Genomic DNA, 24,104 nt, shown 5'->3' on the forward strand with positions numbered 1-24,104 from the left:
CTAAGCGTGAAGCCCCCTTCAAGATGAGACTTCCCATAGCGCAAGCTAGTAAGACCCCTCATAGACGATGAGGTTGATAGGTTCGGTGTGGAAGTGCGGCAACGCATGGAGCTGACGAATACTAATCGGTCGAGGACTTATCCACGTCCATTATCCTTAAAATACTTGCGTATCCAGTTTTCAGGGAGCAAAAAAAGCTCATGAGTCTATCTATTAAGATAGACTCATGAGCTTTTTTTACCGGTATTATCTATTAACTTAAAGGGCAGTTACGACCATTTTCGGTATTTTGCTAATAAATCAAGTGTTTTATAGCATTAACGTACAAAAATTTCCTTACCGCTGATGATACCCCATAAAAGACATCGATCTATTCTTTGTTTGCGGAATTAAAAAAAATAATTAGGGATTTCAAGTGTACTATGTTATACTCAGTCTACCATTTACTGTACTGTTCCATAACCCTACTCATTTTCTTCTTGAGTAGGGTTTTTAATTGATTTTTTTTGGACAATAAAAAAAACAGACTCTTAAAATAGAGCCTGTCTATATTTGTTGTCATTATTAAGCTTTTTGAACATTAGTAGCTTGGGGTCCACGTTGGCCTTTTTCTACTTCAAAAGTAACTTTTTGACCTTCGTCAAGTGATTTAAAACCTTCGCCTTGGATAGCTGAGAAATGAACGAATACGTCTTCTGCGCCTTCACGTTCGATAAATCCAAAACCTTTTTCTGCGTTAAACCATTTTACTGTACCTTGTTCCATTGTTGTTGCCTCCTAGTGTGATAACCACACATGTATTACTATCCTTGCTCTTAGGATCATCAAGACGAAAAATAAACCCTATGTTATCCTTTGCTCTGAACAAAAATAATTCTTTATTAGAATAACAGGAAATTGAGAGGATAGCAATTTATTTGAATTATTTGGTCAAATAGTGTTAGGTTAAGCAGTTTCTGTATACTTCGAGGGACTGGAGCTTGACGTCAAGTATATTGAGCGGACCTTGCCGTATGTTCATCAGATTTGGGGCAAATCCATTCATTTAGAATCGGTCCTGGATGATCGAGCCGTGTTGTTTACTTACGATGGGAAGAAAGTGAATCGGCGGTTTTTGTAGTGTTCAATTGGATTAAACAAAGATCCACTGATGTAATCCTCATCAGTGGATCTTTCTATTAGCTCAAAGGAAACGCAAGAGGAAGGAGACTCCCGGTTTTCTTGCTGTTTTTTCACAGAACTCGATTAAGAAATTCCCGAGTCCGTTCTTCTTTTGGGCTGTTAAAAATCTCTGATGGCGGGGCCAATTCAATGATCTTCCCGTGGTGCATGAAAGCCACCCAGTCGGCCACTTCCTTGGCAAACCCCATTTCATGCGTAACAATGATCATCGTCATCCCTTCGCGGGCAAGCTGCTTCATCGTTTCCAGCACCTCGCCAACCAGTTCTGGATCGAGGGCGGAGGTCGGCTCATCAAACAGCATGATATCTGGCTTCATCGCTAGCGAACGGGCGATTGCCACGCGCTGCTTTTGTCCGCCAGAGAGGCTCGAGGGGTAAACACTTGCTTTTTCTTCGAGCCCTACTTTTTTCAACAGCTTCATGCCTTCTTCGCGGGCTTCTGTCCGACTGACCTTTTTGGCGATCATCGGTGCCTCCATGACATTTTCGATAACCGTCTTGTGCGGAAAAAGGTTGAAATGCTGGAACACCATGCCCACTGTCTGCCGCACCTTGGTCAAATCGTCTTTCTTGGGGTCAATGTTTTTTCCCTCGATAATGACATCTCCGCCGTTTTTCATCTCCAGAAAGTTGATGCAGCGGATCAATGTGCTTTTTCCCGAACCGCTGGCTCCGATTAGCACAACGACCTCGCCCTTTTTCACTGTCAGGTTGATGTCCTTTAACACTTCAACGTCGCCAAAGCTCTTTTTCAAATTTTGTACACGGATCATTTCCTGCTTTTCACTCATTTTCTCTCCCCCTTTCTACGAATCACCTTTGGCCAACCGCTGCTCCATTCTGTTCACCACATAGGTGAAAAGCATGACGATGACTAGATAGTACAGGGCAACGATCAAGAAGTAGGTCATTTCGTCAAATGTTTCAGCTGACATACGTCGTGCCAGCGAGAACAGCTCATCCATCGCGATAAAGGCAGCCAATGACGATTCTTTGAGGGACAGGATAAACTGGTTGCCGAGCGGAGGAATCGAACGTTTCAGCGCCTGCGGCAAAATGATCCGGCGCATCGTCTCGGCGCGAGTCATACCAAGGGATAGGCCTGCTTCCATCTGTCCTTTGTCGATCGATTGTATGGCGCCGCGGAAAATCTCGGCGATATAAGCACCACTATGGATGGCTAGAGCTAGCGCAGCCGACCAGAATTGGCCTAGGTCAATGACTTTGTAGAACCCAAAATAGAGGACGAAGATTTGCACAATCAGTGGTGTGCCGCGAATCAGGGTGATGTAAATGTTGGCTAAAAGCTGACCGCCAGGAATATTGGAAACCTTAAGCAATGCAATGAACAACCCGATGATGATCCCTACGATGATAGATGCGATCGTCAATTCAAACGTAAGCAGCAGCGGTTTGATAAAAAAAGGGTAAGTTCGGATCAGTTCTTCTAACAAATGGGAAATGCTGGGCATTCACGCCACTCCTCGCTGAAATGGAATGTACCTACCAAACCTTTGCAAACAATCAAAGGCTTGGTAGGCAGGAAGTTCAACTATTCTTTTTTGCTGATGTCGCGCTTGAAGTATTTCTCGCTCAATTTGAGGTAGGTGCCGTCTTCGTGCATCGATTTTAGGGCTTCATTGATTTTTTTCAAAAGTTCGGTGTTGCCTTTGCGAACAGCGATACCATGCTGTACTTCCGACAGGGGAAGACCACTTTTCTTAATTTTCAGACCGCCGTCATTAATCGCGATCTCGCCTACGACGCTGTCAGTAATCACTACGTCATGTTTGCCTTGCTCCAATGCGCGTAGAGCGGTTATGTCGCTGTCATAGGTTTTGATGTTGTCGGTATATTGGCGGGCCATTTTTTCGTGGGTTGTGCCTAGTGCAACAGCTACTTCCTTGCCTTTCAAATCATCAAGCTTGGTGAGGTTGCTGTCTGGACGGGTAAACAGCTGACCGCCGGAGAGGTAGTACGAGTCGGCGAAGTCCACTTGCTGCTTGCGTTCTTCCGTGATGGCGTGGCTGGCAATCGCAGCATCATAACGACCTTCCTTAACGCCCGCGATGATGCCAGAGAATGGGGAGGTAACGGCTTTTGGCTTCATTCCAATCCGCTTCGCGATCTCCTCGCCGATTTCGATATCAAACCCGGTCAGCTGACCGTCTTTAAAGTAGCTGAATGGCTGGTATTCGCCGGATGCCGCATAGGTAAACACGCCGGCTTCTTTCGTCATGCTAGATGCTGCCGGTTGGGCTGAATTGGAAGCAGATTGGCTACAGCCTGTTGCGAAAAGTGAAAGGGACAGCAGCAGTGACACTGCAAATCCTAAAGATTTCGTCATTTTTTTCATCGTTTTATTCCCCCTATTTTTGTAATGCTGAAAAGTTTTCGGTGATAGGCTGCGAGGATCAAGCTTCGCAGCACCACCTCCTTTCTCAAGAATCTGGTTATTCCGCTACAAGTAAATTCTCTGATATTCGAAGTGGGGCATCGGTACTGCCGAGCACATCCAGCAGTGTGTAGGGATACTGAACCTCCCGTAGGAGCAGACCCGCCTGTGTCACCTCAATAACCGCCCGCTCGGTAATGATTAGATGTACGCACGCTTTTGCGGTCAGCGGATAGGTGCAGCGCTTCACGATTTTGGATTTACCCTGTGGGTCCAGATGTTTCATCAGTACGATCACTTTTTTTGCCCGTTGCGCCAGCTCCATACCCCCGCCGATCCCATGGACACGTTCTCCTGGGATAATCCAGTTGGCCAAATTCCCCGTGACATCCACCTGATGTCCGCCGAGAATCGCGATGTCCAGCATTCGCCGTCGAACCATCGCATAGGCCATGGTCGTGTCAAAAATCGAAGCGCCAGGCACAAGGGTGACCGGCGTGCCTCCTGCATTGAATAGGTAAGGATCCTCATGTCCCTTGATCGGGGTGGAGCCGATGCCCAATATTCCGTTTACTGAATGAAACATGATCTGCCAATCTCGCGGGATGAAATGGGCAACCAATTCAGGAATGCCAATGCCTAGGTTGACCACCATGCCAGGCTCGATCTCTTTTGCGGCACGGCGCGCAATGATATTGCGTTCTTCTATCTCCGTATCCATGATCCGCCCCTCCCCACGATATAGTCCACATAGATACCGGGAGTTGCAATCAGTTCTGGGTCAAGCTCTCCAACGGGTACGATTTCCTCCACCTCGGCAATCGTAATATCTGCGGCCATGGCTACGAGCGGATTATTGTTGCGAGCGCTCTTATCGTAAATCAGATTTCCGTACGTATCCGCTGTCTTGGCATACACAATCCCCACATCAGCGGTGATGGCCGGTTCAATCAGGCAGCTTATACCATTGAAGCGAATGATCTGCTTGCCTTCTTCCATGATCGTACCCAGTCCGATATCGACTACCAGAGCGGGAATGCCTACGCCTCCTGCTCGAATTTTTTCAGCTAAGATCCCTTGCGGAACGAAGATGACCTCCAGTAGTCCCTCTGTCATGAGTTGACCAGCGTACGGGTTGGAGCCGATGTGGGAGGTTACCAGTGTTTTGACAAGTCCGGCGGAAATGAGCCGACCGATTCCGCTATTCGGATATGCCGCATCGTTACTCGTGATTTTCAGATGCTTGACGTCCTTTTGCAGAATGCCTTCGATTAGCGAATGGGGTGAACCGATCCCGCCAAAACCGCCACAGATTAGATGGGTTCCATTTTTTACGGACTCAAGGGCTTGTTCCAGCGATACAAATTTGGTGTATAAGGAATGCAATTTGATCTCACTCATTTTTAAAATTGATAGGATTAACCTTATGAATAAGCAATTGTCGTGCCAGTGCTGAAATCGTTTACAATTTACAATTTTCGAACAATTCCATATAATTGAGTGAATCGAAGTCGATTCGTTAAAATTGAGTCGAAAGAGAAACAACGCCATTTTTTCGTTGAATCGATTTCAATTCACTCTTTTTCAAAAGCGATTCAGTCCGTACCTATAGAAAAACTCATCAGGGGAGTGGATAACCGGTGAAACACGAAGCTGATATACTGTCACATTTCAAAACAAGACAGTTCATCGATATCTTCAATGCGCTTGCTGATGGAATCTACATTTCCGATGCGCAAGGAACGACGCTCTGGCTGAACAATGCGAGTGAAAATCTATGTGGTGTCCCCAAAGAGCAACTCATCGGTCGTGACGTGGCGGAATTGGAAGCGATGGGTATCTTCAACCCGTCCGTCACGCGAATGGTGATAGAAACTGGGAAAACGACGACAACGGTACAATTAGTCAACAACAAGAGCAGGTTTCTGGTCACAGGTCACCTCATTACGGACGAGCTGGGATTACCCGAGCTGATTGTCGCCCATTCCCGCGACATTACAGAAGCGGCCAGGACCAGCTCTAAGCTGGAGGAGACCGTTGCGCTGTTGAAAAGGTACAGCGAAGAGGTTCATTTAATGAAGCGGGAGGTACAGAGCAGCCACAAGGAGACCCTGATTGGCACCAGCCGTTCTTATCTCTCACTATTAGAGCTGCTAAAAAAGGTAGCGGTCGTGGATACCACTGTTCTGATCACGGGTGAAACCGGGGTAGGCAAAACATTCCTTGCCGAGCATATCCACCAGCTGAGCGATCGATGTGGTCAACCGTTCGTTCATGTCAACTGCAGCTCTATCCCCGAGTCGCTGATCGAATCGGAGCTTTTTGGCTATCACAAAGGGGCGTTTACCGGGGCCAATCAAACGGGGAAAATTGGTCTGGTCAAAATGGCGGACAATGGCACGCTATTTCTCGATGAGATCAGTGAGCTTCCCTTCCACCTGCAGTCAAAGCTCCTGCTTTTATTGCAAAACAAGACGTTTATGCCGATCGGCGACACAAAAACGTATACCGCCAATGTTCGGATTATTGCCGCGACGAACGCCAACCTGCTGGAGCAAGTCAAGCTGGGTAAATTCCGACATGATCTTTACTATCGACTCAACATCCTGCCGATTAATGTCCCCCCGTTGCGTGAGCGTAAGGAAGATATTTTTCCATTGCTCTATTTTTATCTGAAAAAGTTCAATACGAAGCACAACGGCCAGCGTCGCTTCACGGCAGAGGTACTGGATGTGCTGCATCTGTATGACTGGCCGGGGAACGTACGGGAGTTGGAAAATCTGGTGGAGCGGATTGTCATTACCGCCAAGCAGGATGAGCTTAAGGTATCTGATCTGCCCGAAGAGTTTCGTCAGATGGGTGCAATCGATGACAGCCTGATGAACTTGGGCGGCAATCTCTCTTTGACAGAGCGGATCGAAAAAATAGAAGAGGAACTGATCGCACAGTCACTCAAACAGCATAAAAGCACGCGAAAAGCCGCAGCAGCGTTGAACATTACACAGTCCCTGTTGATGCGGCGGATTAAGAAGTATGGGATTACGGTCGGGGAAGAAGAGGAACAAGTCATTTAGCAATGGGGGCTCTTAATGATCAAGCAGGCCTTAGTCAAAATTCCGTTGGTTTATAAATTCAGAATCTTTCAACTGCGAATGAAGAGATATTTTCGTAATTTCTTTATGAAATTTGCGAATGAGAGAAGGCTGGATCCTTTCCCTTTTACAATAAAACGACACCAGTCGCTGTTACGAAGAAAACTGGGTTCATCAGACCCGCAATTACAAGAAAATAAAATTACGAATCTTGCTATTGCTATAAAAAGTCTGGATGGAATTGTAATTAAACCAGGCGAAGTTTTTTCCTTTTGGAATTTAATTGGCAAACCAGCAGCCAGCAAAGGGTATATTGAGGGATTGTTATTATCGCAGGGAGAAGTAAAGACTGGTGTTGGGGGTGGTTTATGTCAGTTAGCGAATTTGCTTTTTTGGCTGGCTTTGCATACACCGCTAGAAATTAAGGAAAGACACCATCATAGTTTTGATCCTTTTCCTGACGATCAAAGAGTACTGCCATTTGGAAGCGGGGCTAGTGTTTTTTACAATTATATTGATCTCCAATTCTATAACCCAACCAATCATCCGTTTCAAATTCGGGTTTGGTTAACAGAGCAGCATCTTAAGGGAGCGATCTATTGTGAAAGTGAATGGCCTACTTCCTATCATGTTGAAGAAAGAAATCATCAATTTCATTGCATAGAAGGCAAAAATTACAGAAAAAATGAGATCTGGAGAAGAGTCGTGGATAAACGAACAGGGAAAACGATGCAGGATGAGTTGATGATTAAAAACCATTCGGAAGTAAAATATTCAATATGAATTTGTGCGAATGACAGTAAAACCCGGTCCATAACAGGCCGGGTTTGTATGTTTGTTCTCTCTTGTTCGAATGCGTGGTTTACATGGTAAACTTGCTTACCTCTCGTTGCAGACGATTGGAGACTTGGGAGAATTCCATCGCGGTATGGTAGATTCCGCTCATATTGTGAGCTTGTTCTTCTGCGGTGGCCGCTACTTGTTGTGTTCCCGCTGCTGATTGCTCGATAATCGTCGACATCTCTTCAATTTGTTGGAGTACGGACATCGATTCTTTACTCAAGACGGTGAATATTTCTTGCAGATCCCGAGCATCTCTCTCCGTTTGTTCCACGTGGTGGACGATTTTGGTGAGGGACTCTCCGCCCTTTTGAATCATCTCAATCTGGTTATGTAAAGAAGTGAGATTGTCTTCCATCATATAGACTGTCGTGTTTGTCTCATCCTGCATGGCACGAATCAGCACGATGATTTGTTCTGCGGCTTGTTTGGTTTGATCCGCAAGCTTACGCACTTCTTCGGCGACGACGGCAAATCCTTTACCTTGTGCACCCGCTCGGGCCGCCTCAATGGCTGCGTTCAATGCCAGCAGATTGGTTTGACTGGATATTTCGGTGATAGTCGTAACGATTCCGCCGATCTTGTTGGAACGCTCGGTTAATTGATGGATGGAATGCGTCGATTTTGCAAAAATCTCATTCATGGTTTGCAAATGTTCAATGGCTTCATTCATAAATTTTCTGCCTTCCACCGCAACCCTCGTAGAATCTTGGGCACTTGTCGCTGTATCCAGCGATTTAGAAAAGCCGGTCTGAACCTGACACTGTGTGCCCTCCATCTTCCGAAAGATTTGGGTTGCATATTCCGCTTGTTTGTTGGCTCCTTCCGCCAATTCATGGAAGGTCGTCGCCATCTGTTTCGAGCTTTCATTAGACAGATGGGCCGTATGTGTAAGGGAAGAGGCAAGCTGTGTCACTTCTTCTGACTCCTTCAGGGTATTGGCGACAATCGTCCGGACATTGGCCAGAAAGAGATTGACCGTTCGTGCCAGCTCGCCTACTTCATCTTTTCGCACGATTTTGATCTCCTGCGTCAAATCTCCACCCTTTTCTGTCAATAGACCCAATTCTTTTCGCAACAATGCAAGCGGGCGAATGATTTGACGGGAGAGGAGAAACGCCGACATAATCCCGACGACTATCGCGATGCATGAGAAAATGGTGATCCAATCCATTGCTTTTTGGAACGATTCGACGGATGTTTTGGTCGATTGCTTAGCCGCTTTCTCGCACAATTCAACAATTTGCTGTAGGCTATGATTGGCGCTTTCCCATTTTGGGCGCACAGTTTGATACTCCAGATTCGCGAAGTAGCCGTCTCCCTCATTTACTTTGGCAAGGATATCGGGTATTTTCTTCTCAACATCCTTCCAGTCGGCACTGAAAGCGTTGTATAGTTTCTGATGCTCAGAGTTTGTCAACAATGCCTCGATTTCCTTGCGATTAGCGGCTAATTGCTTCAATGTGCTTTCGAGCTGAGCCTTTAATTCCACAACATGGTCCGGTTGCGTTTCTTGCGGAAGCTCGAGCAGAATCCGTGAAACATCCCCAACATCTTTTTGAATTTTGCTCAAGTTGGTGACACTGGGCATCCACCGCTTTTCAATCTCCTCTGTCTGGTTACCAACTGACATCATGATTAAACAAGAGATGGTGCTAATGAAAGCAAGGAGTACTAAAACGATTGTAAAACCAAAAAAAAGCTTCAAACGAATGCTCAAGCAGGTTACCCCCATCCCGATTCAATCATTGAACTCTAGCAATCCACTTCTCATTCTAGTACTCAAATATTATTCCAATATTAACCTTTTATTTGATAAATGTAATATTGAGATGTGACCATAACCTATAAAATCGAGGACATATGTCCTACCTCAGTTCCTTCCATTTGTCATTTAATAATGAAAAGTCCGTATTGGGGAGGGAACAGTGTGAGAGGGATTTTCTTCGCATTTTTAGGCGGGGCCTTTATTACCTTGCAGGGAGTGGCCAATTCTCGGATTAGTCATGATATTGGCACTTGGCAAACAGCGACGATCACCCAGTTGACGGGATTCCTTACAGCCTTGATTATCCTGTTGTTCGTCCGTGACGGAGGATGGCAAGAGTTTAAGCAAGTGAAGCCGTTGTATTTGACTAGTGGTGCTTTAGGGGCGATTATTGTTTTTAGTAATGTGACAGCTATGCATCACATCGGTGTAACCCTTACGATGGCTACTTTATTGATTGCTCAATTGAGCCTGACCTTTATCATTGACGGTAACGGCTGGTTCGGTGTCGTGAAGCAGAAGATGAAGCTGCCACAGTTTATTGGCATCGCCTTGATGATCACTGGTGTATTGGTTCTCAGGCTTTAAATGCAGACAATATTTCGAACGACTATAGCCGAATGACTGGTGGTGAAACCGGATTGTGAAAGAAATCAAAGATCGCGAGCAACTGCAATCCTATCTGCAAGTCCATCAAATCGAATCGATTTTTAATGAGCAATTATTACCGCACTTATCGCTGTACTCATTTGATCAAGGGGAACTCATCTGTAGCCAAGGAGAGTCTTCGCAGTATCTGTACGTACTGGTTAAGGGGAAGGTAAAAATCTATACCACCTCGGCGGAAGGCAAAACACTCATTCTTTCTTTTAAGACACCGCTTGAAGTGATCGGGGATGTTGAATACTTGCGTGGGATTCACATTATCAATACGGTTAAGGCCGTATCACCTGTTTGTATGATCGGTATTCATCACCGTTGGTTAAAAAAATACGGAAGCGATTATGCGCCGCTGCTGCAATTTATGTTGGATATCATTACCCGTAAGTTTACGATTAAATCCAATTCATTAAGTTTCAACTTGTTGTATCCGGTGGAAGTGCGGTTGGCGAGCTATTTGTTGTCAGCCTCTTGTGATGAATCGGATTCGCTATTAGAAGGGCAACTGAGCGCCGTCAGTCTAAAGGATACAGCGAATCTAATTGGAACCAGCTATCGACACCTGAACCGGGTCATCAAACAATTCTGTACAGAGGGTCTGGTTGAGCGGAACAAAGGGCTTATCCTTGTGAAGGACAGAGAAGGACTGCGTGCGATTGCAAGTGATAATCTCTACGAATAACGATTAAAATTCAGCCATTGGGAGAGAAAAGCTTATGGTTCTAGGACTATTTTTGGCGCTCGTCGCCGGTTCGCTGGTCAGTGTGCAAAGTATTTTCAACAGCAAGGTGAATGAACGCGCAGGATCCTGGGCAACGACAACATTGGTATTAGGCATGGGATTCCTCGCCTCACTGACGATAGGGTTGATCTTCGAGGGAAAACATCTATTTTTATTGCAAAATATGAAGCTCTGGTACGCCTTCAGCGGTATGATTGGGGTAGGAGTAGTGATCTGTGTGGTTCAAGGGATCAGGCAACTTGGCCCTTCCCTAGCGATCTCTATCACGTTGACCTCACAGCTCGGGTTTGCTTTATTATTTGACTCACTAGGCTGGTTGGGTCTGGAGAGGGTTCCTTTTACATTGAAGCAGCTCATTGGTGTAGTCATTATCGTGAGTGGCATCGCTATCTTCAAATTAGGCGGTGGACGGGAGAGCCAAGTGGCGGCTAAGATGTCGTTAAGCGAGTAAATATGGAGGGGCGACTGTTGAAAAAATACCAAACACTCTTATTCGACGTAGATGATACATTGTTGGATTTTCAGGCGGCAGAAAGCAAAGCGTTGCGCCTGCTTTTTGAGGAGCAGAACATTCCGCTAAGCGCAGAAATAATAGACCGATACAAAAAAATCAATCATGGTCTCTGGAAAGCTTTTGAAGAAGGAAAAATAGATGTTGATGAGGTAGTCAATACGCGCTTTTCATTGCTTTTTCGAGAGTATGGTCAAGAGGTTGACGGAGTCTTGCTGGAAAAGAAATATCGCGTCCACCTAGAAGAAGGACACCAGCTTGTTAACGGAGCTTTGGAGCTGATTACAGCCCTGCATAATAAGTATGACTTATATATCGTTACGAATGGTGTCTCCAGGACTCAGGATAGACGTTTGCGGGATTCAGGCCTGTACCCGCTGTTCAAGGGGATTTTTGTTTCAGAGGAGACGAGCTATCAAAAGCCGATGAAGGAATTTTTTGATTATGTTTTTGCACGGATTCCTCATTTCTCTGTGGAGCAAGCATTAATTATAGGGGACTCCTTAAGCTCCGATATGAAAGGCGGACAGCTAGCTGGGCTGGACACCTGCTGGTTCAACCCCGAACTGAAGTCGAATGACACGAATATTCTCCCAACCTATCAAATCCAAAAGCTTGATGAGTTGTATCGAATTCTAAATGTGAATAGAGAATCGGAAGCTTGTTAGGAACTGCGCATAGAAGTGTTCATTCAGCGAAAAAGTCCTTCTGCTAAATTGGCAGAAGGACTTTTTTGTTTTAATCTTCTCTGAAGGAGTAAAACCTCTAGTTATTGAAAGCGGAGCAACCAGTATAAATTGAGATAAGTACTGCCTAATTATTGATGGCCTCATACAGTAGTAAGGATGCCTGTTCTTTTTCAATCCCTTTAACAAGTGCTAATTCACTAAGTAATATCTCCCTAGCAGAATCGAGCATCATTTTATCTCCAGCTCCAAGCACCTTTTTTTTACCTATACAAACTAAATCGCGGATGACTTCTGCACCTTCATAAATATCACCCCGCTTCAACTTATCCAAATTAATTCGGTGTCTCTGGGTAGAATTAATTGTAAGATCGGGCTCTTCTTCATTAAACATAGCTAAAACGTTATCTAAAGTATCTAATTTGACAACCAGACGTATTCCTAGGTTGGACATTTTCTCTACAGGAACCATAATTTGGAGACCCTTCAGCAGCATATTCAATACATAATATAGATGCTTTTCTCCGAGAAATTCTTTCTCCTCAATAGAATGAATCACACCTGCACCGTGATTCGGATAAAAAATCTTATCGCCTATTTTAAACATAAGTTCACCCCCAATTAGAGTTAACCTATTAAGTATATCACACATTTTCTGTATTAAAATTTTTTATTTTATCATAATGAATTATTTTTTGTCAATATGTCTATTGGTCTGATTTAGAGGTGGAATTGATTTAATAATAAGTGCGAGATGTGACGAAGAGTTTTCATTTGTTTTTCCAAATAATAAAAAAAAGACTCTAAAAATAGAGCCTTTTTTTATGGTCATTTTTAAGCTTTTTGAACGTTTACAGCTTGAAGTCCGCGTTGACCTTTTTCAACTTCAAAAGTAACTTTTTGACCTTCGTCAAGAGATTTGAAACCTTCGCTTTGAATAGCTGAGAAATGAACGAATACGTCTTCTCCGCCTTCACGTTCGATAAATCCAAAACCTTTTTCTGAGTTAAACCATTTTACTGTGCCTTGTTCCATTGTTGTTGCCTCCTAGTGTGATAACCACACATATACTACTATCCTTGCTCTGAGGATCATTAAGACGAAAAAATATTACCTTATACTATCCTTCACTCCGAACAAAAATAATTCTTCATTAGAATAACCGGAAATTGAAAGAATTGCAATTTATTTGAGTTGTTTGTTAACTTTACTCTTCTGTCACTCAGCCGTCTCCGACAAAAAGATGAACAGGAACGCTTTGTATGGGTAGAAAGTGAATCGGCGGTCTTTATAAATTCCTTAGATGTTCTTGATAGGATGGTTGAGCAGTTTAGAAGAACGATTCAACGGACTTAAGAGAGGAGAATGATCACAATGAAAGCAACCAAACGATTGACAGGCGCTATGGCAGTGGGGCTGGCATTTTCTTTATTACTGTCGACGGCTAATGTCTCTGCAACCACGCAGAACAACATAGGATTTAAGGGGAATATTCAAGAAATAAAATCTCTAACGTCAGAGGATTATAAGGATTTAGCGTTTCTAAAACCTTTACTGAAGGATAAAACCGTAGTTTGCCTTGGAGAGAACTTCCATCGCGTCGCAGAATACAGCAGTATGAAAACAAGGCTGATCAAGTATTTGCATGAAGAGCTTGATTTTGATGTCATTGCATTTGAGTCAGGACTTGGCGATTCCTTCGCTGCCTATGAAAACGCCGGGAACTTGACTTCCAAAGAAATGATGCAGCGTTCTATTTTTCCGATCTGGCATTCCCAAGAGACACTTGGTTTGTTCGATTATATTAAGAAACAACGTGGGACGAAAGACCCCTTGTATCTTGCAGGCTATGATATGCAGTTTACGTCTGCGTATTTAACGCAGTTTATCGCGAATTGGATTTCCAAGGTGGATAAGAATCAGGGGCAGGATTACTTCAATTTTGAAATGCAAACGATAACCGATTTCTATGCGGTCCTCAACAAATATGGGCTGGACAGCGATAGTAATCCCCAAGCCAAGAAAGAAATTAAGGTAGTCAAGGATAAATACGAACCGAAATACAAGGCATTGATTCAGTTCATAAAAGATCACAAGGAACAGCTTGCGGCGCAATATCCGACCAATCCGCATATGGTTGAGATTGCAGTAAAAACATTGGAAGATCGCATCAAGTTTATCGAAATGGCGATGTATGGGACGAAAGAAAGTTATGAATTCCGAGATCGTATCATGGCTGACAATGTAGAGTGGTTAATGAAAGTAATGTACCCGGGCAAAAAGGTGATTTTATGGGCACATAACGACCACCTTGCGAAGAACACTTCAAAAATTGCTACCAAAGAGAAGGGGAAATGGATCAACAGCTTTACTAGCATGGGAGAGCTGCTTCAGAAAAAACTTAAAGATAAGGAATATGTAATGGGTCTGTATATGAATAGCGGAAAAGCGAGTACAATCTCAACTCAAAAGCTGTTTGAGATCAAGCCAATGCCAAAGGGAAGCCTAGAGAATCTGATCATGCAAAGCGGCTATAAGATTGCGTTCACCGATTTATCCAAACACAAGTCCCCGAATCCCAATAACGCTTGGATGTTCAAGCCGATCTATGCTGCCGAGGACGGAATGACATCTGAGATCATTGAACCGATGTCGATGAAGTTTGTTCCTAAAGAACAGTTTGACGGAATTATCGTTTTCGATAAAGTAAAAGAGCCGACTACGAAGTACTAACCCTATAGCTTCTAATGACTCCCTGAAGTGGAAAGGAGATGTTCCATTTTAGGGAGATTTTTCACGTACAAGCAGCTAAAATGGGATTTGGAGGAAGAAAGACAAGAAAGGATACAAGCGCAATGAGAGAAAAGATATTGATTGCCGACGATGAGCGGGAAATCGTAGAGTTTATGCGAGATGCGCTGCAGGATGAAGGTTACGATGTGCGAGTTGCTTGTGACGGCAAGGAAGTGTTCGATCGGCTTGAAGATGAGCCCGATTTGATCATTCTTGATATTATGATGCCCTATCTGGATGGACTCGAAGTGTGTCAAAGCATACGGAATCGGGTATCCTGCCCCATTCTGTTCTTAAGCGCGCGGTCTGCTGAAACTGATCGTATCCAGGGACTCGCTGTCGGAGGAGATGATTATATCGTCAAGCCTTTCAGCATACAAGAATTGAAAGCCAGAATTCAAGCCCATCTCCGTCGAGAGCAAAGGAACCATTTCGCCCATCAACCGAAGCTGCTGCATCACGGTGATCTCTCAATCGATTTGGACAGCTTGCAATTATTTTATAGGAACATTCAAATTCCGCTGACCAGTCGGGAATTCGAAGTGTTTCGACTGCTTTTCATGCATCCGAATCAAGTTTTCTCGCGAGAACAAATATACGAGAAAATCTGGGGATACGATGCGGAGGGTGACTCGGCCACTGTCACGGAACATATCAAAAACATTCGGGCAAAACTGGCATGGGCAGCACCTGAGATGACATTTGTTGCGACGGTATGGGGGGTAGGTTACAAATTCGAAAGAAAGTAAAGACAAGTAAAAGGACGCTGCGCAGGCAGTTTATCAGCGCATTTTCCCTTGTGCTATTTTATAGTTTTTTATGTTCAGCGATGGTTTGGGGCAGTTTACTTTATGTTTTGTTAAATCAGATGGACAAGAACATTCTTCCAGCGAATTATTATGAGCAGAAAATCCCACAGATTCTAAAGTTTGTAGATACGCAAAAAGATAACCTGCTGTCCCCACATATGCAGGATGCACTCGAACGGGTTATTCCGACGAAAGGCATTCAATATCAAATCATTAATCTCAAGGGGGAGGTTGTCTACGGTTGGAAGGGGCAATTATTCGTCAACAGCCCGGAGGATGTGCCCAACAAGCTGAACAAACTGGAGAAACAAGGCGGAAAATACATCAAGTACTATCCCATCCTCAATTCGCAAAAACAGCTAAAAGGCATGCTTGTTCTGCGATATAGTTTAAGCGTGTCTGCCAACAACCCTGGAAACTGGTTGCTGGTTGTTCTTATTCTAAGCAGCTTGATTGCGCCATTCTTTTTTATCGTGTTGTTCGCAATCATTTTCGCAAGAAGTTTAGGAAAAAGACTAGAGCCTTCGATTCATCGGATTATCGGAGGAGCCAGACGGATTCAACAAAATGATCTTAATTTCTCCGTAGCGGGAGAGGGCGGTTCGAAGGAGTTAACGGAGCTTTCGGATGCCTTTGAAGAGATGCGAAAAGCGCTGGAGCAATCATTGATGCGGGAGTGGAAGTTGGAGCAGGAAAGACGGGATATGATTGCAGCAATTGCGCATGATCTACGGACGCCGCTTACGATTATTCAAGGACATGCGGATAATTTAATCGAGAGCGGTGCGCGCCATCCAGAACGGCTGGAGAAGTACTTGTTAACCATCCAGAACAGCACGAAGCGTGCCGACAAACTGTTGACGGAACTATTGTTTCTCAATAAAATCGACATGCCCGATTATGTCCTTTGGTATGCTCCAACGGATTTGTTTGCTTTCTGTCAGCGGAAAAAAGAAGAATATGAGCTATTATGCCGTGAAAAGGAGATTGTCCTTTGTTTTTCGTATGAAAGTTGGCATCTTCATCCTGAGCCCAAGTACCTTCTAGATGCTGCCAGGTTGGAACAAGTATTTGATAATATTTTCACGAACAGCTTAAGATTTACACCGACCGAAGGCGTAATCGAGTGGGTGATTCACGTAGAAGAGAAGCAAATTACGTTTGAAATGAAAGATACGGGATCGGGCTTTAGCGAACAAGATCTTCGGCATATGTTCGATAAATTCTACTCTGGTGATCCATCAAGGTCACAGGCAACAGGCCATTCTGGGCTAGGATTATATACAGCGAAGAGGCTGGTAGAGAAACACGGCGGAAGGATCGAAGCGGGAAATCATACCGAAGGCGGGGCGTGGGTGAGGATAACGGTTCCGTATGAATGTGCGTCTATCGCTGTTCATGCTCATGCTATATCCTAATTTGTTATATAACGGTAGATAGGATACGAAAAAGATCGTCGAAATGAACTCGGCGATCTTTTTTATAATATCGGAATGTTTAATTGCTTTACAGAAGTAAAGTGATTGAACATTCCTTCCTTTCGCGTAAGCCCGCTGAAGAAAAGACTTCGTCACTTCAGCTCATTTTAAGCGATACCAAGCGCAGAGAACGTAGGAAGGAAAAGAGTCGGCATTCTTTACATCAGACTGAGACGCTAAGCGATTTTCTTGCCGACTCCCTTCCGTAGTGAACGGAGCGGACAGTATATGCTACACGCGAGCTTAAACAGAGCGAACAGGGACGAAGTCTTTTCTTCTCTTCTCACCCAAATCTACCAGAAATATAATCTTCTGTCCGCTTATCCGCAGGATTTTGAAAAATAGATGAGGTTAAATCATATTCAATTAATTCTCCGTTCAAGAAGAATCCGGTTGAATCGGAGATACGGCCGGCTTGTTGCATGTTGTGGGTCACGATGACAATCGTATACGTCTTTTTCAATTCTTCGATCAGCTCTTCAATCTTGGCCGTTGAGATTGGGTCAAGCGCGGAGGTTGGTTCATCCATTAACAGGATTTGCGGATTGATCGCTAACGCGCGAGCAATACACAAGCGCTGTTGCTGCCCGCCTGACAGGCTATAAGCGGGCTTCTTCAGAATATCCTTCACTTCCTCCCATAAAGCGGCCGCATGCAGGCTTCTTTCCACGATATCGTCCAGAACCGCTCGTTTGGACGTCCCGTGCAGTTTAGGCCCATAAGCTACATTATCGTAGATGCTCTTGGGAAAAGGATTCGGCTGTTGAAATACCATTCCGATATGTTTACGAAGGTATTCGATTCCAATATTGGATTGATAGATGTCAGCATCGGCGATTTTCACTTGCCCTGTAATTTTGACATCGGGGATTAAATCATTCATCCGATTCAACGTTCTTAGATAAGTGGATTTCCCGCATCCAGATGGACCGATAAGCGCTGTGACGCTTTTTTCTTTTACCTTCATGTTGATATTTTTTAGAGCTTGTTGTTTTCCGTAGTATAGATCTAGTTCGGTTACTTCAATAATTGACACGTTCGCTCTCTCCTTAACGAAGTTTAAATTTGCGCTCACTCAGCCAGATCGGTATGCGGAGGAGGAGGTTGAGCATCAAGACAACAAAGACGAGGACAGCGGCAGATTTATTGGCAATTTCCTTGGCGTCAGGAACAATGGCTTCCGATTGTACATACCACAAGTGGACGGCCAGTGTTTCCCCAGGCGAGAAAAGATTGAAATCCCACATCGCACCTGATGTACTGGTTCCCGCTGTCAAAATAATCACGGCGGATTCACCGTATGCGCGTCCTGCCACCAGACTAATGCCCGTAATAATCCCGCTTAACGCGGCTGGAAGGACGACTGTTCGAATACACTGCCATTTGGTTGCTCCTAGAGCGTAGGACGCAGCGCGAAGTTCTTTCGGGACCGCCCGAATGGATTCTTCCGTCACCCTCGTGAGAACGGGGAGGTTAAGCAGGCCCAGACTCACCGCACCGCCGATAATCGTTAAACCGATCTGAAAGTACCCTACGAAAAGGGAGAGTCCGAACAAGCCAAAAACAATAGACGGCACAGATGCCAAGCTTTCCACACACATCCGGATAAAAGCGGTGAAGCCATTGTTGGGAGCGTATTCCGCTAAATAGATCCCGGCTCCGATTCCAATGGGTAACGAAACGATCATCGAGAGAATCAATACGTAGAAGGAATTGAAAAAAACCGGCCCGATTCCTCCACCCGCTTCGATCTCATCCGGCAGCTTATAGAGGAAATCCCACGTGATCGAGGGAAGCCCTCTGCTTAGGATCGTGTAGAGGAGCCAGCCCACCAAAATCACGGAGCCAATCCCCATCAGCCAGAAAAAGAAAGTCCAAGCTTTATTCAGTAAAAGGGGAAGTTTGCGTGGCTTGCCAAACAATCTCTCATTCATGAACGCTCTCTCCTTTGAAGCGAATCAGACGAATAATCACAATGAGTACCAATGATATCAGGAGCAGCATGAAAGCCATGAGGTAAAGCGCATAGTTCCATGTGGAATCAAACGGCACATTGGAAATCTGCATGACGATATTACTAGTCAACACGGAAGTGGGTACAAACAAACCGTTGGCCAACTGAGCGGTATTCCCGATGACCATGACGACCGCCATCGTTTCGCCAAGTGCCCGGGCCATTCCTAAAATGATCGCGGTAACGATTCCTTTACTCGCAGCGGGAACGACAACTCCCCAAATCATCTGATGGCGAGTCGCGCCCAATGCATAAGCGGCTTGGCGGTATTTATGTGGAACGAAGCAAATCGCATCATCGCTAATTCTTGTAATGGTAGGAAGAATCATAATCGTAAGAACGAGTGCTGCGGCAAGCAATCCGTCACCCATATCCTGACCCGTTATTGTGCGAATGTAAGGGATCAGGACGGTTAACCCGAGATATCCGTAAACAACAGAGGGAATACCGACCAACAGATCTAGAATGGGCCGAAGAATTCGTTTTACCCAATTCGGTGCGATTTCCGCAATAAAAATCGCGATTCCGATCGAAATAGGGGTGGCAATCAGCAGTGTAAGAGCTGTCAGCGCCAATGTTCCAAAAATAAAAATATAGGCACCAAACTTATTTTCTTCTGGTACCCACTCGGGGGAAAAGAGGAAGGTTTTAAGAGGGACCTCTTGGAAGGTAAGAAATCCAGTTTTCCCGATGAAATAAACGATCGACAACAGCGTTACACTGAGGATAAACGCACTGCACATACAAAATAGTTGAAAGAACCGATTGGACATTTTTACACGAAAAGCGCGATCAATGAATGAGCTTTTCTTGATGACAAGTTTTGGAGACGATTGTTTTGCTTCAACAGAGCTATTTTCCAACATCAGCTTCTCCATAGCACGACCTCCATGACTTCTCGTAAAAACGACCAGCCCCATCCAACTCCTCTGGGGCTGATCTCATTTACGTATTGTTTTGTAGCTTACTTCATGCTTGTGATCGGGATGAACTTCATTTTCTTAAGGGAACCTTGTTGGAACTGAGCGCTTTGAACATAGTCGATAAATGCCTTGGTTGCACCAGTTGGTTGGCCTTTGGTCATGAAGTACCCGTAGCTCCAAATTGGATATTTCTTCGCGATTACGTTCTCAACAGTTGGTGCGACACCGTTGAAGTTCAGTGCTTTCACGTCGCCTTTTACATAGACCAGGTCAATGAAACCAATGGAGTTTGGAGTGGTGCTTACCGCTGTGTACATGTCACCGCTGGATTTCACTTCTTTGTAGTTCGCTCCGGATTTCATGAACTGCCCTCCGCCAAGAGCTTTCACTTGATAGTTCACTCGTGTACCAGAACCGAACGCGCGGTTAACAACGATGATTGGCGCATCGGATCCGCCCACCTGTTTCCAGTTGGTGATTTTACCAGAGAAGATTTCTTGAAGTTGAGCGCCGGTTAGATTCGATACGGACACGTTTTTGTTTACAATTGTGGCAAAAGGAATAACCGCCACTTTGTGTGCAACCATTCCGTTAAATGCTTTGAATCCAGGCACATCAGTGGAAGCGTCCCAGTCGCAAGCGCCGATTTGAGCAATTCCTTTGCCTACCGATTGAGGGCCAGTTACGGAACCTGCACCGGAAGCGGAGATGGATACCAATGGATTTTTTTGCTTAAATTCCTTAGATGCTTGCAAAGTCAAAGGAAGAAGCGCTGTTGAACCGGCTACAACCACCTTGCCTTGCACACCGGCTGCTTCTGCTTGAGAAGCGTTTCCAGCGAATGCGGAAGTTGCGATTAATGCTGCGGCTACTGCCACCATTGAAAGTCTTTTGAACAATTTCATTTTTCTAATCCCCTTTAGATAAATTATTTGGTTACTGCGCGGAATCCTTGATCAGTGAGAACAGCTAGGGACTCACCGTTTTCTGTAGACAGTGAGACGGCCAATTGTTTACCGTCAGCAGATAGGCTCACAAGCTGGGTATTTTCTGGAACATCCCATTTCTTCTGCTTGGAGCCTGTCGCGGCATCTACTGTGTAAACGGCTTTTTTACCGCTGGCATCAGCAGCCAGAACGTACACGTGACCATCGATTACGGTGCTTTGAAGAACAGACAGATCGGTAATCAAATCTTTTGTTTCTTTTCCGTCCAAACTAACGGATTTCAGGACAGGAGGTTGGTTTTCTTTTTCCGTATCAGCGCTGACATAAACGATGCGACTGTCTTGGAGCAACTTCGTGAAGACTTTGTTGTCGGTTCCTTTGGTCACCTGAACAGCCTTCGCGTCCTTCACTGTAGGATCGAAAACAAAGATCTGCGGTTCTGTTCCTGCAAGATCAAGGGTTACCTTGGCATTATCCACAGATGCTTGATCGTCTTCTTTAACGGAATCGGCGGTAAGTTTGCCGTCTTTGGAAACCACATACACAAACTTCTTGCCATCCGCAGTAACTTGCAGATCAGACTTGTAATTTACTTTATCGTCGACAAGCGGGGTGATTTTGCCGTCAGCGATGGAAATCTCGGCGATTACGGCTGTTTTGTCACCTTGGAGGAAGTAAAGCTTGCTTCCATCGTTGGACCACTGAAGTTCACTTTTAATGCTCTTGTCTTCGCTTACTTTTTTGACTGTTTTGGAAGCGAGATCCGCGATAAACACTTCTCCTGCTTCGTTCAGGGCTACGGCGCTTTTTCCGTCAGGAGAAACGACCATATCCGCAAAAAGCACTTCACCTTCTACCGCAGGTTCATACTTTTTATTGGACGTGTTGATTATGTAATCTTGTTTGGTCTCATCCGTAGCGTGGGCAACTAGGAGGGAAATTCCGTTAACCCAACGAGCGGATTCATTGCTTCCGTCTAACAGTTTCACTAAAGAGAGTTGCAGCTTCTTACCTGAAGCATCCTTGCTAACCTCACCGCCAAGTGATTTCACAATGCTAGCGGCGTCAACAAACATGGCTCCGTTAATCGTACGGGGAGCGATCGCCATGTTCATCGGTTGTCCATTCACAAGCAGCTTGGAAGAGGCACCATTAAAGGAAGCCACCATTCCGTCCTTGGAGAACTCTACCATCTTGCTTTTGTCATTCCAGGTGAGCTTGGCATCCACTGCTAGAGCCAATTCGCGAACGGATACTAATGTTGTTCCATTAAGCGAGATCGTGGAGAAGGAAGTGTCTTTTCCGTTCACATTGATGACTGATTTCAAAACTTGTACAGCAGGTGCTGCTTTCACGGGTGCTGCCGCTGGTTTGTTAACAGCAGCTGCGGCAAACGTCTGACTGTAAGGGGCGGCGGACAAAAGTGCCATAGTAACTGCTGATGTTAGTAGTACACCAGTACCAAAACGCTTCATCTTTTTCTCCTCCATTAGGTAAAAGGATCAATAATTAACAATCATAATGTAATCAATAATTATTAACGCCAACTAGAGATATCGTTAATGATTCGATAGAAAAATGTAAATATTTCCTCTAGTCTGCCTGATATTTCCTTTAACTCGGCTTCATATTTGTCGTGATATAAATACCTCGATTGGTGACTGTATTGATCGTTACTTGCCCTTCTGTCATATTCCATAGCTTCTTTCGGAGATTAAAGATATGCACGTGGATTGCTTTACTATTGGGATCAATCCCTCCTTCCCAGATCCCCTGAACCAGCTGCTCTCTTGTGAGGAGAGAGTTTTTGTTTTGATAGAGGACCTCGAGAATCTTGCATTCCATTTTGGTAAGCTGAAGGGTTTTTCCTCTCCATTCGAACGATCTTGTCTTTACATCAAGATGAGAATAGCTTGGGGAATCCAGAAGATGATGTTGTTTTCGCTTGAGGATGACTCTGATCCGGGTTGCCACTTCCTTGATCGGACAAGGCTTTACCTGGTAATCATCAGCACCGTGGGCAAAGGCATTTAATAGATCATGCTCATTACGCATAGAAGTCAGTACAAAGATGGCGGCATTGGAGTATTTCTTGCTGTAATGAATCACATAAGGAGTCGCCGGTGTATTATCGATATCCAGGATGATGAAGCGAATCTCTTTGATATTTGGGGTTTTCTTTTCTTTTAGCAACTGAATATAATGCCAGCTTAATTGTTTTTGAAGATTCACGTAGCAATCCGCCTGGTGAGGGATATAAATTCCGATGCTCATCTACTTTCCTCCCAATCTTATCGATCAAGAAAAGAGTAATGAGCCAATATTAAGGCTATTTAAAGCTGATATGTAATCTTGTTGTAGAATTGTAAATTTGTATGAAGTAGTAGGAGAATTTCCGGGCCACCGGTTTCCAGAAAGCCCAAAAAAGCTCGTGACCATCAGTTAAGATGGGCTCACGAGCTTTTGGGAGATAGTCTTTTAGTGATGATATTCACGAGTGTTCCCCTTTTTATCGACAAACAACGTTCCGTCTGCTTGAATCTCCGCATAGAAGACCTCGTTTAATGAATGAATACCGTGCTTGCTTAACTCCTGATGGAGCCACTCCTTGCTTAGGTTAAATTCCTGCAGATTCTTCTCGACAATTTGGCTGTCCACGATAATCTCCGAAGGAAAAACTTTGACTGCTGGTTTTTGTATCCCCAGGTCGTCCCTAGTTACACTCTCCGCACCCTTTGTCTTCATGACGCTCAACTGACCATTGGGTTCAAGAATAGCGTAGGCAACATCCCTAAGTGAAAAGACGTCTTCTTTGCGCAACATCATGCTCAAGTCATCCATGTTCAGTCTGCACTGTCTTAACGCGTCTTCCATGATTTCGCCCTTTTTGATCACGATCGTCGGCTGACCATCCAGTAGAACCCTCGCTTTACTGGATTTAAGGCTGATATACTCGACAAGAACGGTTAATAAGGACCACAAGGAAAGTGAAAGGATTCCTTCGATAAAATTAATATTTTCATTGATGATCATAGCGGAGGTAATGGAGCCAATTGTAATTCCTGTCACGTAGGTAAAAAAAGTAACATTGCTCAGTTGCTTTTTTCCAAGCACCCGAGTCAGAAGAAGGATCACCATAAATCCAACACATGTCTTAATAGCTATTTCAAGAAATCGAATATCGTGTCCCATCGAAAATCCCCCAAAAGGAAGTATACAATTAGTATGACCATCTAATGGAGGATGCCCAAATAATGATTGGTT

At 44.6% G+C, this 24,104-nt stretch carries 25 protein-coding genes, 1 rRNA gene and 1 pseudogene; 11 read left to right on the forward strand and 16 right to left on the reverse strand.

Annotated features, from left to right (window positions below):
• A 23S ribosomal RNA gene (locus ACQCN2_RS00005) occupies nt 1-145 on the forward strand; the annotation flags it as partial.
• 419 nt (nt 146-564) lie between these two features.
• Here the strand turns inward: ACQCN2_RS00005 and ACQCN2_RS00010 are convergent.
• Nucleotides 565-765: a cold-shock protein gene (locus ACQCN2_RS00010; RefSeq protein ID WP_426926831.1), complete on the reverse strand. Its 201-nt coding sequence runs from the start codon at nt 763-765 to the stop codon at nt 565-567.
• A gap of 196 nt (nt 766-961) precedes the next feature.
• Between ACQCN2_RS00010 and ACQCN2_RS00015 the strand changes: the two are divergent.
• Nucleotides 962-1,120, forward strand: a pseudogene (locus tag ACQCN2_RS00015) (stage V sporulation protein R); the annotation flags it as partial.
• A gap of 112 nt (nt 1,121-1,232) precedes the next feature.
• On the opposite strand, the gene ACQCN2_RS00020 reads toward ACQCN2_RS00015, so the two are convergent.
• The 5 genes from ACQCN2_RS00020 to ACQCN2_RS00040 all read right to left on the reverse strand — a co-directional run bounded on the left by ACQCN2_RS00020 (nt 1,233) and on the right by ACQCN2_RS00040 (nt 4,963).
• Entirely contained in the window at nt 1,233-1,973 is a 741-nt protein-coding gene (locus tag ACQCN2_RS00020) for an amino acid ABC transporter ATP-binding protein (protein ID WP_426926832.1), read from the reverse strand.
• Nucleotides 1,974-1,988: 15 nt separating this feature from the next.
• Nucleotides 1,989-2,654 (reverse strand): amino acid ABC transporter permease, encoded by a 666-nt coding sequence (locus ACQCN2_RS00025; RefSeq protein ID WP_426926833.1) that lies wholly within the window; start codon nt 2,652-2,654, stop codon nt 1,989-1,991.
• An 80-nt stretch (nt 2,655-2,734) separates the two neighbouring features.
• The gene (locus tag ACQCN2_RS00030; protein ID WP_426926834.1) at nt 2,735-3,538 is read right to left on the reverse strand and encodes an ABC transporter substrate-binding protein; all 804 of its coding nucleotides are present in this window, start codon (nt 3,536-3,538) and stop codon (nt 2,735-2,737) included.
• 97 nt (nt 3,539-3,635) lie between these two features.
• Entirely contained in the window at nt 3,636-4,298 is a 663-nt protein-coding gene (locus tag ACQCN2_RS00035; protein WP_426926835.1) for a CoA-transferase subunit beta, read from the reverse strand.
• Nucleotides 4,283-4,963 carry a CoA transferase subunit A gene (locus ACQCN2_RS00040; protein ID WP_426926836.1) on the reverse strand — a complete coding sequence of 227 codons (681 nt, stop codon included), beginning with the start codon at nt 4,961-4,963 and terminating at the stop codon, nt 4,283-4,285. Before ACQCN2_RS00040 ends, ACQCN2_RS00035 begins: the two co-directional genes overlap by 16 nt.
• Before the next feature lie 254 nt (nt 4,964-5,217).
• On the opposite strand from ACQCN2_RS00040, the gene ACQCN2_RS00045 reads away from it, so the two are divergent.
• Complete coding sequence (locus tag ACQCN2_RS00045) at nt 5,218-6,651, forward strand: sigma-54 interaction domain-containing protein (protein WP_426926837.1); 1,434 nt, start codon at nt 5,218-5,220, stop codon at nt 6,649-6,651.
• A 15-nt stretch (nt 6,652-6,666) separates the two neighbouring features.
• A complete protein-coding gene (locus tag ACQCN2_RS00050; RefSeq protein WP_426926838.1) occupies nt 6,667-7,452 on the forward strand; it encodes a VanW family protein in 786 nt (261 codons plus the stop codon).
• Between the two features lie 79 nt (nt 7,453-7,531).
• Here ACQCN2_RS00050 and ACQCN2_RS00055 read toward each other — a convergent pair whose 3' ends face one another.
• A complete protein-coding gene (locus ACQCN2_RS00055; protein ID WP_426926839.1) occupies nt 7,532-9,229 on the reverse strand; it encodes a methyl-accepting chemotaxis protein in 1,698 nt (565 codons plus the stop codon).
• A gap of 210 nt (nt 9,230-9,439) precedes the next feature.
• On the opposite strand from ACQCN2_RS00055, the gene ACQCN2_RS00060 reads away from it, so the two are divergent.
• The 4 genes from ACQCN2_RS00060 to ACQCN2_RS00075 are packed head-to-tail and all read left to right on the forward strand — an operon-like array spanning nt 9,440 to nt 11,858.
• Complete coding sequence (locus ACQCN2_RS00060; protein ID WP_426926840.1) at nt 9,440-9,865, forward strand: DMT family transporter; 426 nt, start codon at nt 9,440-9,442, stop codon at nt 9,863-9,865.
• A 55-nt stretch (nt 9,866-9,920) separates the two neighbouring features.
• On the forward strand, nt 9,921-10,619 hold the full coding sequence (locus tag ACQCN2_RS00065) for a Crp/Fnr family transcriptional regulator (RefSeq protein ID WP_426926841.1): 699 nt from the start codon (nt 9,921-9,923) through the stop codon (nt 10,617-10,619).
• 34 nt (nt 10,620-10,653) lie between these two features.
• On the forward strand, nt 10,654-11,130 hold the full coding sequence (locus ACQCN2_RS00070; protein WP_426926842.1) for a DMT family transporter: 477 nt from the start codon (nt 10,654-10,656) through the stop codon (nt 11,128-11,130).
• Between the two features lie 17 nt (nt 11,131-11,147).
• On the forward strand, nt 11,148-11,858 hold the full coding sequence (locus ACQCN2_RS00075) for a YjjG family noncanonical pyrimidine nucleotidase (protein ID WP_426926843.1): 711 nt from the start codon (nt 11,148-11,150) through the stop codon (nt 11,856-11,858).
• Nucleotides 11,859-12,003: 145 nt separating this feature from the next.
• On the opposite strand, the gene ACQCN2_RS00080 is transcribed toward ACQCN2_RS00075, so the two are convergent.
• Both ACQCN2_RS00080 and ACQCN2_RS00085 read right to left on the reverse strand, forming a co-directional pair.
• Nucleotides 12,004-12,483, reverse strand: coding sequence for a CarD family transcriptional regulator (locus ACQCN2_RS00080; RefSeq protein WP_426926844.1), 480 nt, complete (start codon nt 12,481-12,483; stop codon nt 12,004-12,006).
• Between the two features lie 227 nt (nt 12,484-12,710).
• A complete protein-coding gene (locus ACQCN2_RS00085) occupies nt 12,711-12,911 on the reverse strand; it encodes a cold-shock protein (protein WP_426926845.1) in 201 nt (66 codons plus the stop codon).
• 339 nt (nt 12,912-13,250) lie between these two features.
• Between ACQCN2_RS00085 and ACQCN2_RS00090 the strand changes: the two genes are divergently transcribed.
• The 3 genes from ACQCN2_RS00090 (at nt 13,251) to ACQCN2_RS00100 (ending at nt 16,896) form a co-directional block, all read left to right on the forward strand.
• Nucleotides 13,251-14,609 (forward strand): erythromycin esterase family protein, encoded by a 1,359-nt coding sequence (locus ACQCN2_RS00090; protein ID WP_426926846.1) that lies wholly within the window; start codon nt 13,251-13,253, stop codon nt 14,607-14,609.
• Nucleotides 14,610-14,731: 122 nt separating this feature from the next.
• Entirely contained in the window at nt 14,732-15,418 is a 687-nt protein-coding gene (locus ACQCN2_RS00095) for a response regulator transcription factor (RefSeq protein WP_426926847.1), read from the forward strand.
• 107 nt (nt 15,419-15,525) lie between these two features.
• Nucleotides 15,526-16,896 carry a sensor histidine kinase gene (locus tag ACQCN2_RS00100; RefSeq protein WP_426926848.1) on the forward strand — a complete coding sequence of 457 codons (1,371 nt, stop codon included), beginning with the start codon at nt 15,526-15,528 and terminating at the stop codon, nt 16,894-16,896.
• A 343-nt stretch (nt 16,897-17,239) separates the two neighbouring features.
• Here ACQCN2_RS00100 and pstB read toward each other — a convergent pair whose 3' ends face one another.
• The 7 genes from pstB to ACQCN2_RS00135 all read right to left on the reverse strand — a co-directional run bounded on the left by pstB (nt 17,240) and on the right by ACQCN2_RS00135 (nt 24,032).
• Entirely contained in the window at nt 17,240-17,992 is a 753-nt protein-coding gene (gene pstB / locus ACQCN2_RS00105) for a phosphate ABC transporter ATP-binding protein PstB (RefSeq protein ID WP_426926849.1), read from the reverse strand.
• Nucleotides 17,993-18,005: 13 nt separating this feature from the next.
• Nucleotides 18,006-18,890, reverse strand: coding sequence for a phosphate ABC transporter permease PstA (pstA, locus tag ACQCN2_RS00110; protein WP_426926850.1), 885 nt, complete (start codon nt 18,888-18,890; stop codon nt 18,006-18,008).
• Complete coding sequence (gene pstC, locus ACQCN2_RS00115; protein WP_426926851.1) at nt 18,883-19,848, reverse strand: phosphate ABC transporter permease subunit PstC; 966 nt, start codon at nt 19,846-19,848, stop codon at nt 18,883-18,885. Before pstC ends, pstA begins: the two co-directional genes overlap by 8 nt.
• 86 nt (nt 19,849-19,934) lie before the next feature.
• Nucleotides 19,935-20,798 carry a phosphate ABC transporter substrate-binding protein gene (locus ACQCN2_RS00120; RefSeq protein WP_426926852.1) on the reverse strand — a complete coding sequence of 288 codons (864 nt, stop codon included), beginning with the start codon at nt 20,796-20,798 and terminating at the stop codon, nt 19,935-19,937.
• A gap of 23 nt (nt 20,799-20,821) precedes the next feature.
• Complete coding sequence (locus tag ACQCN2_RS00125; protein ID WP_426926853.1) at nt 20,822-22,315, reverse strand: stalk domain-containing protein; 1,494 nt, start codon at nt 22,313-22,315, stop codon at nt 20,822-20,824.
• Nucleotides 22,316-22,454: 139 nt separating this feature from the next.
• The gene (locus ACQCN2_RS00130; RefSeq protein ID WP_426926854.1) at nt 22,455-23,114 is read right to left on the reverse strand and encodes a response regulator transcription factor; all 660 of its coding nucleotides are present in this window, start codon (nt 23,112-23,114) and stop codon (nt 22,455-22,457) included.
• Nucleotides 23,115-23,318: 204 nt separating this feature from the next.
• Nucleotides 23,319-24,032 (reverse strand): DUF421 domain-containing protein, encoded by a 714-nt coding sequence (locus ACQCN2_RS00135; RefSeq protein ID WP_426926855.1) that lies wholly within the window; start codon nt 24,030-24,032, stop codon nt 23,319-23,321.
• Between the last annotated feature and the right edge of the window lie 72 nt (nt 24,033-24,104).

It is taken from the genome of Brevibacillus ginsengisoli (genome assembly GCF_050113715.1).
Classification (GTDB): Bacteria; Bacillota; Bacilli; order Brevibacillales; family Brevibacillaceae; genus Brevibacillus_H; species Brevibacillus_H ginsengisoli.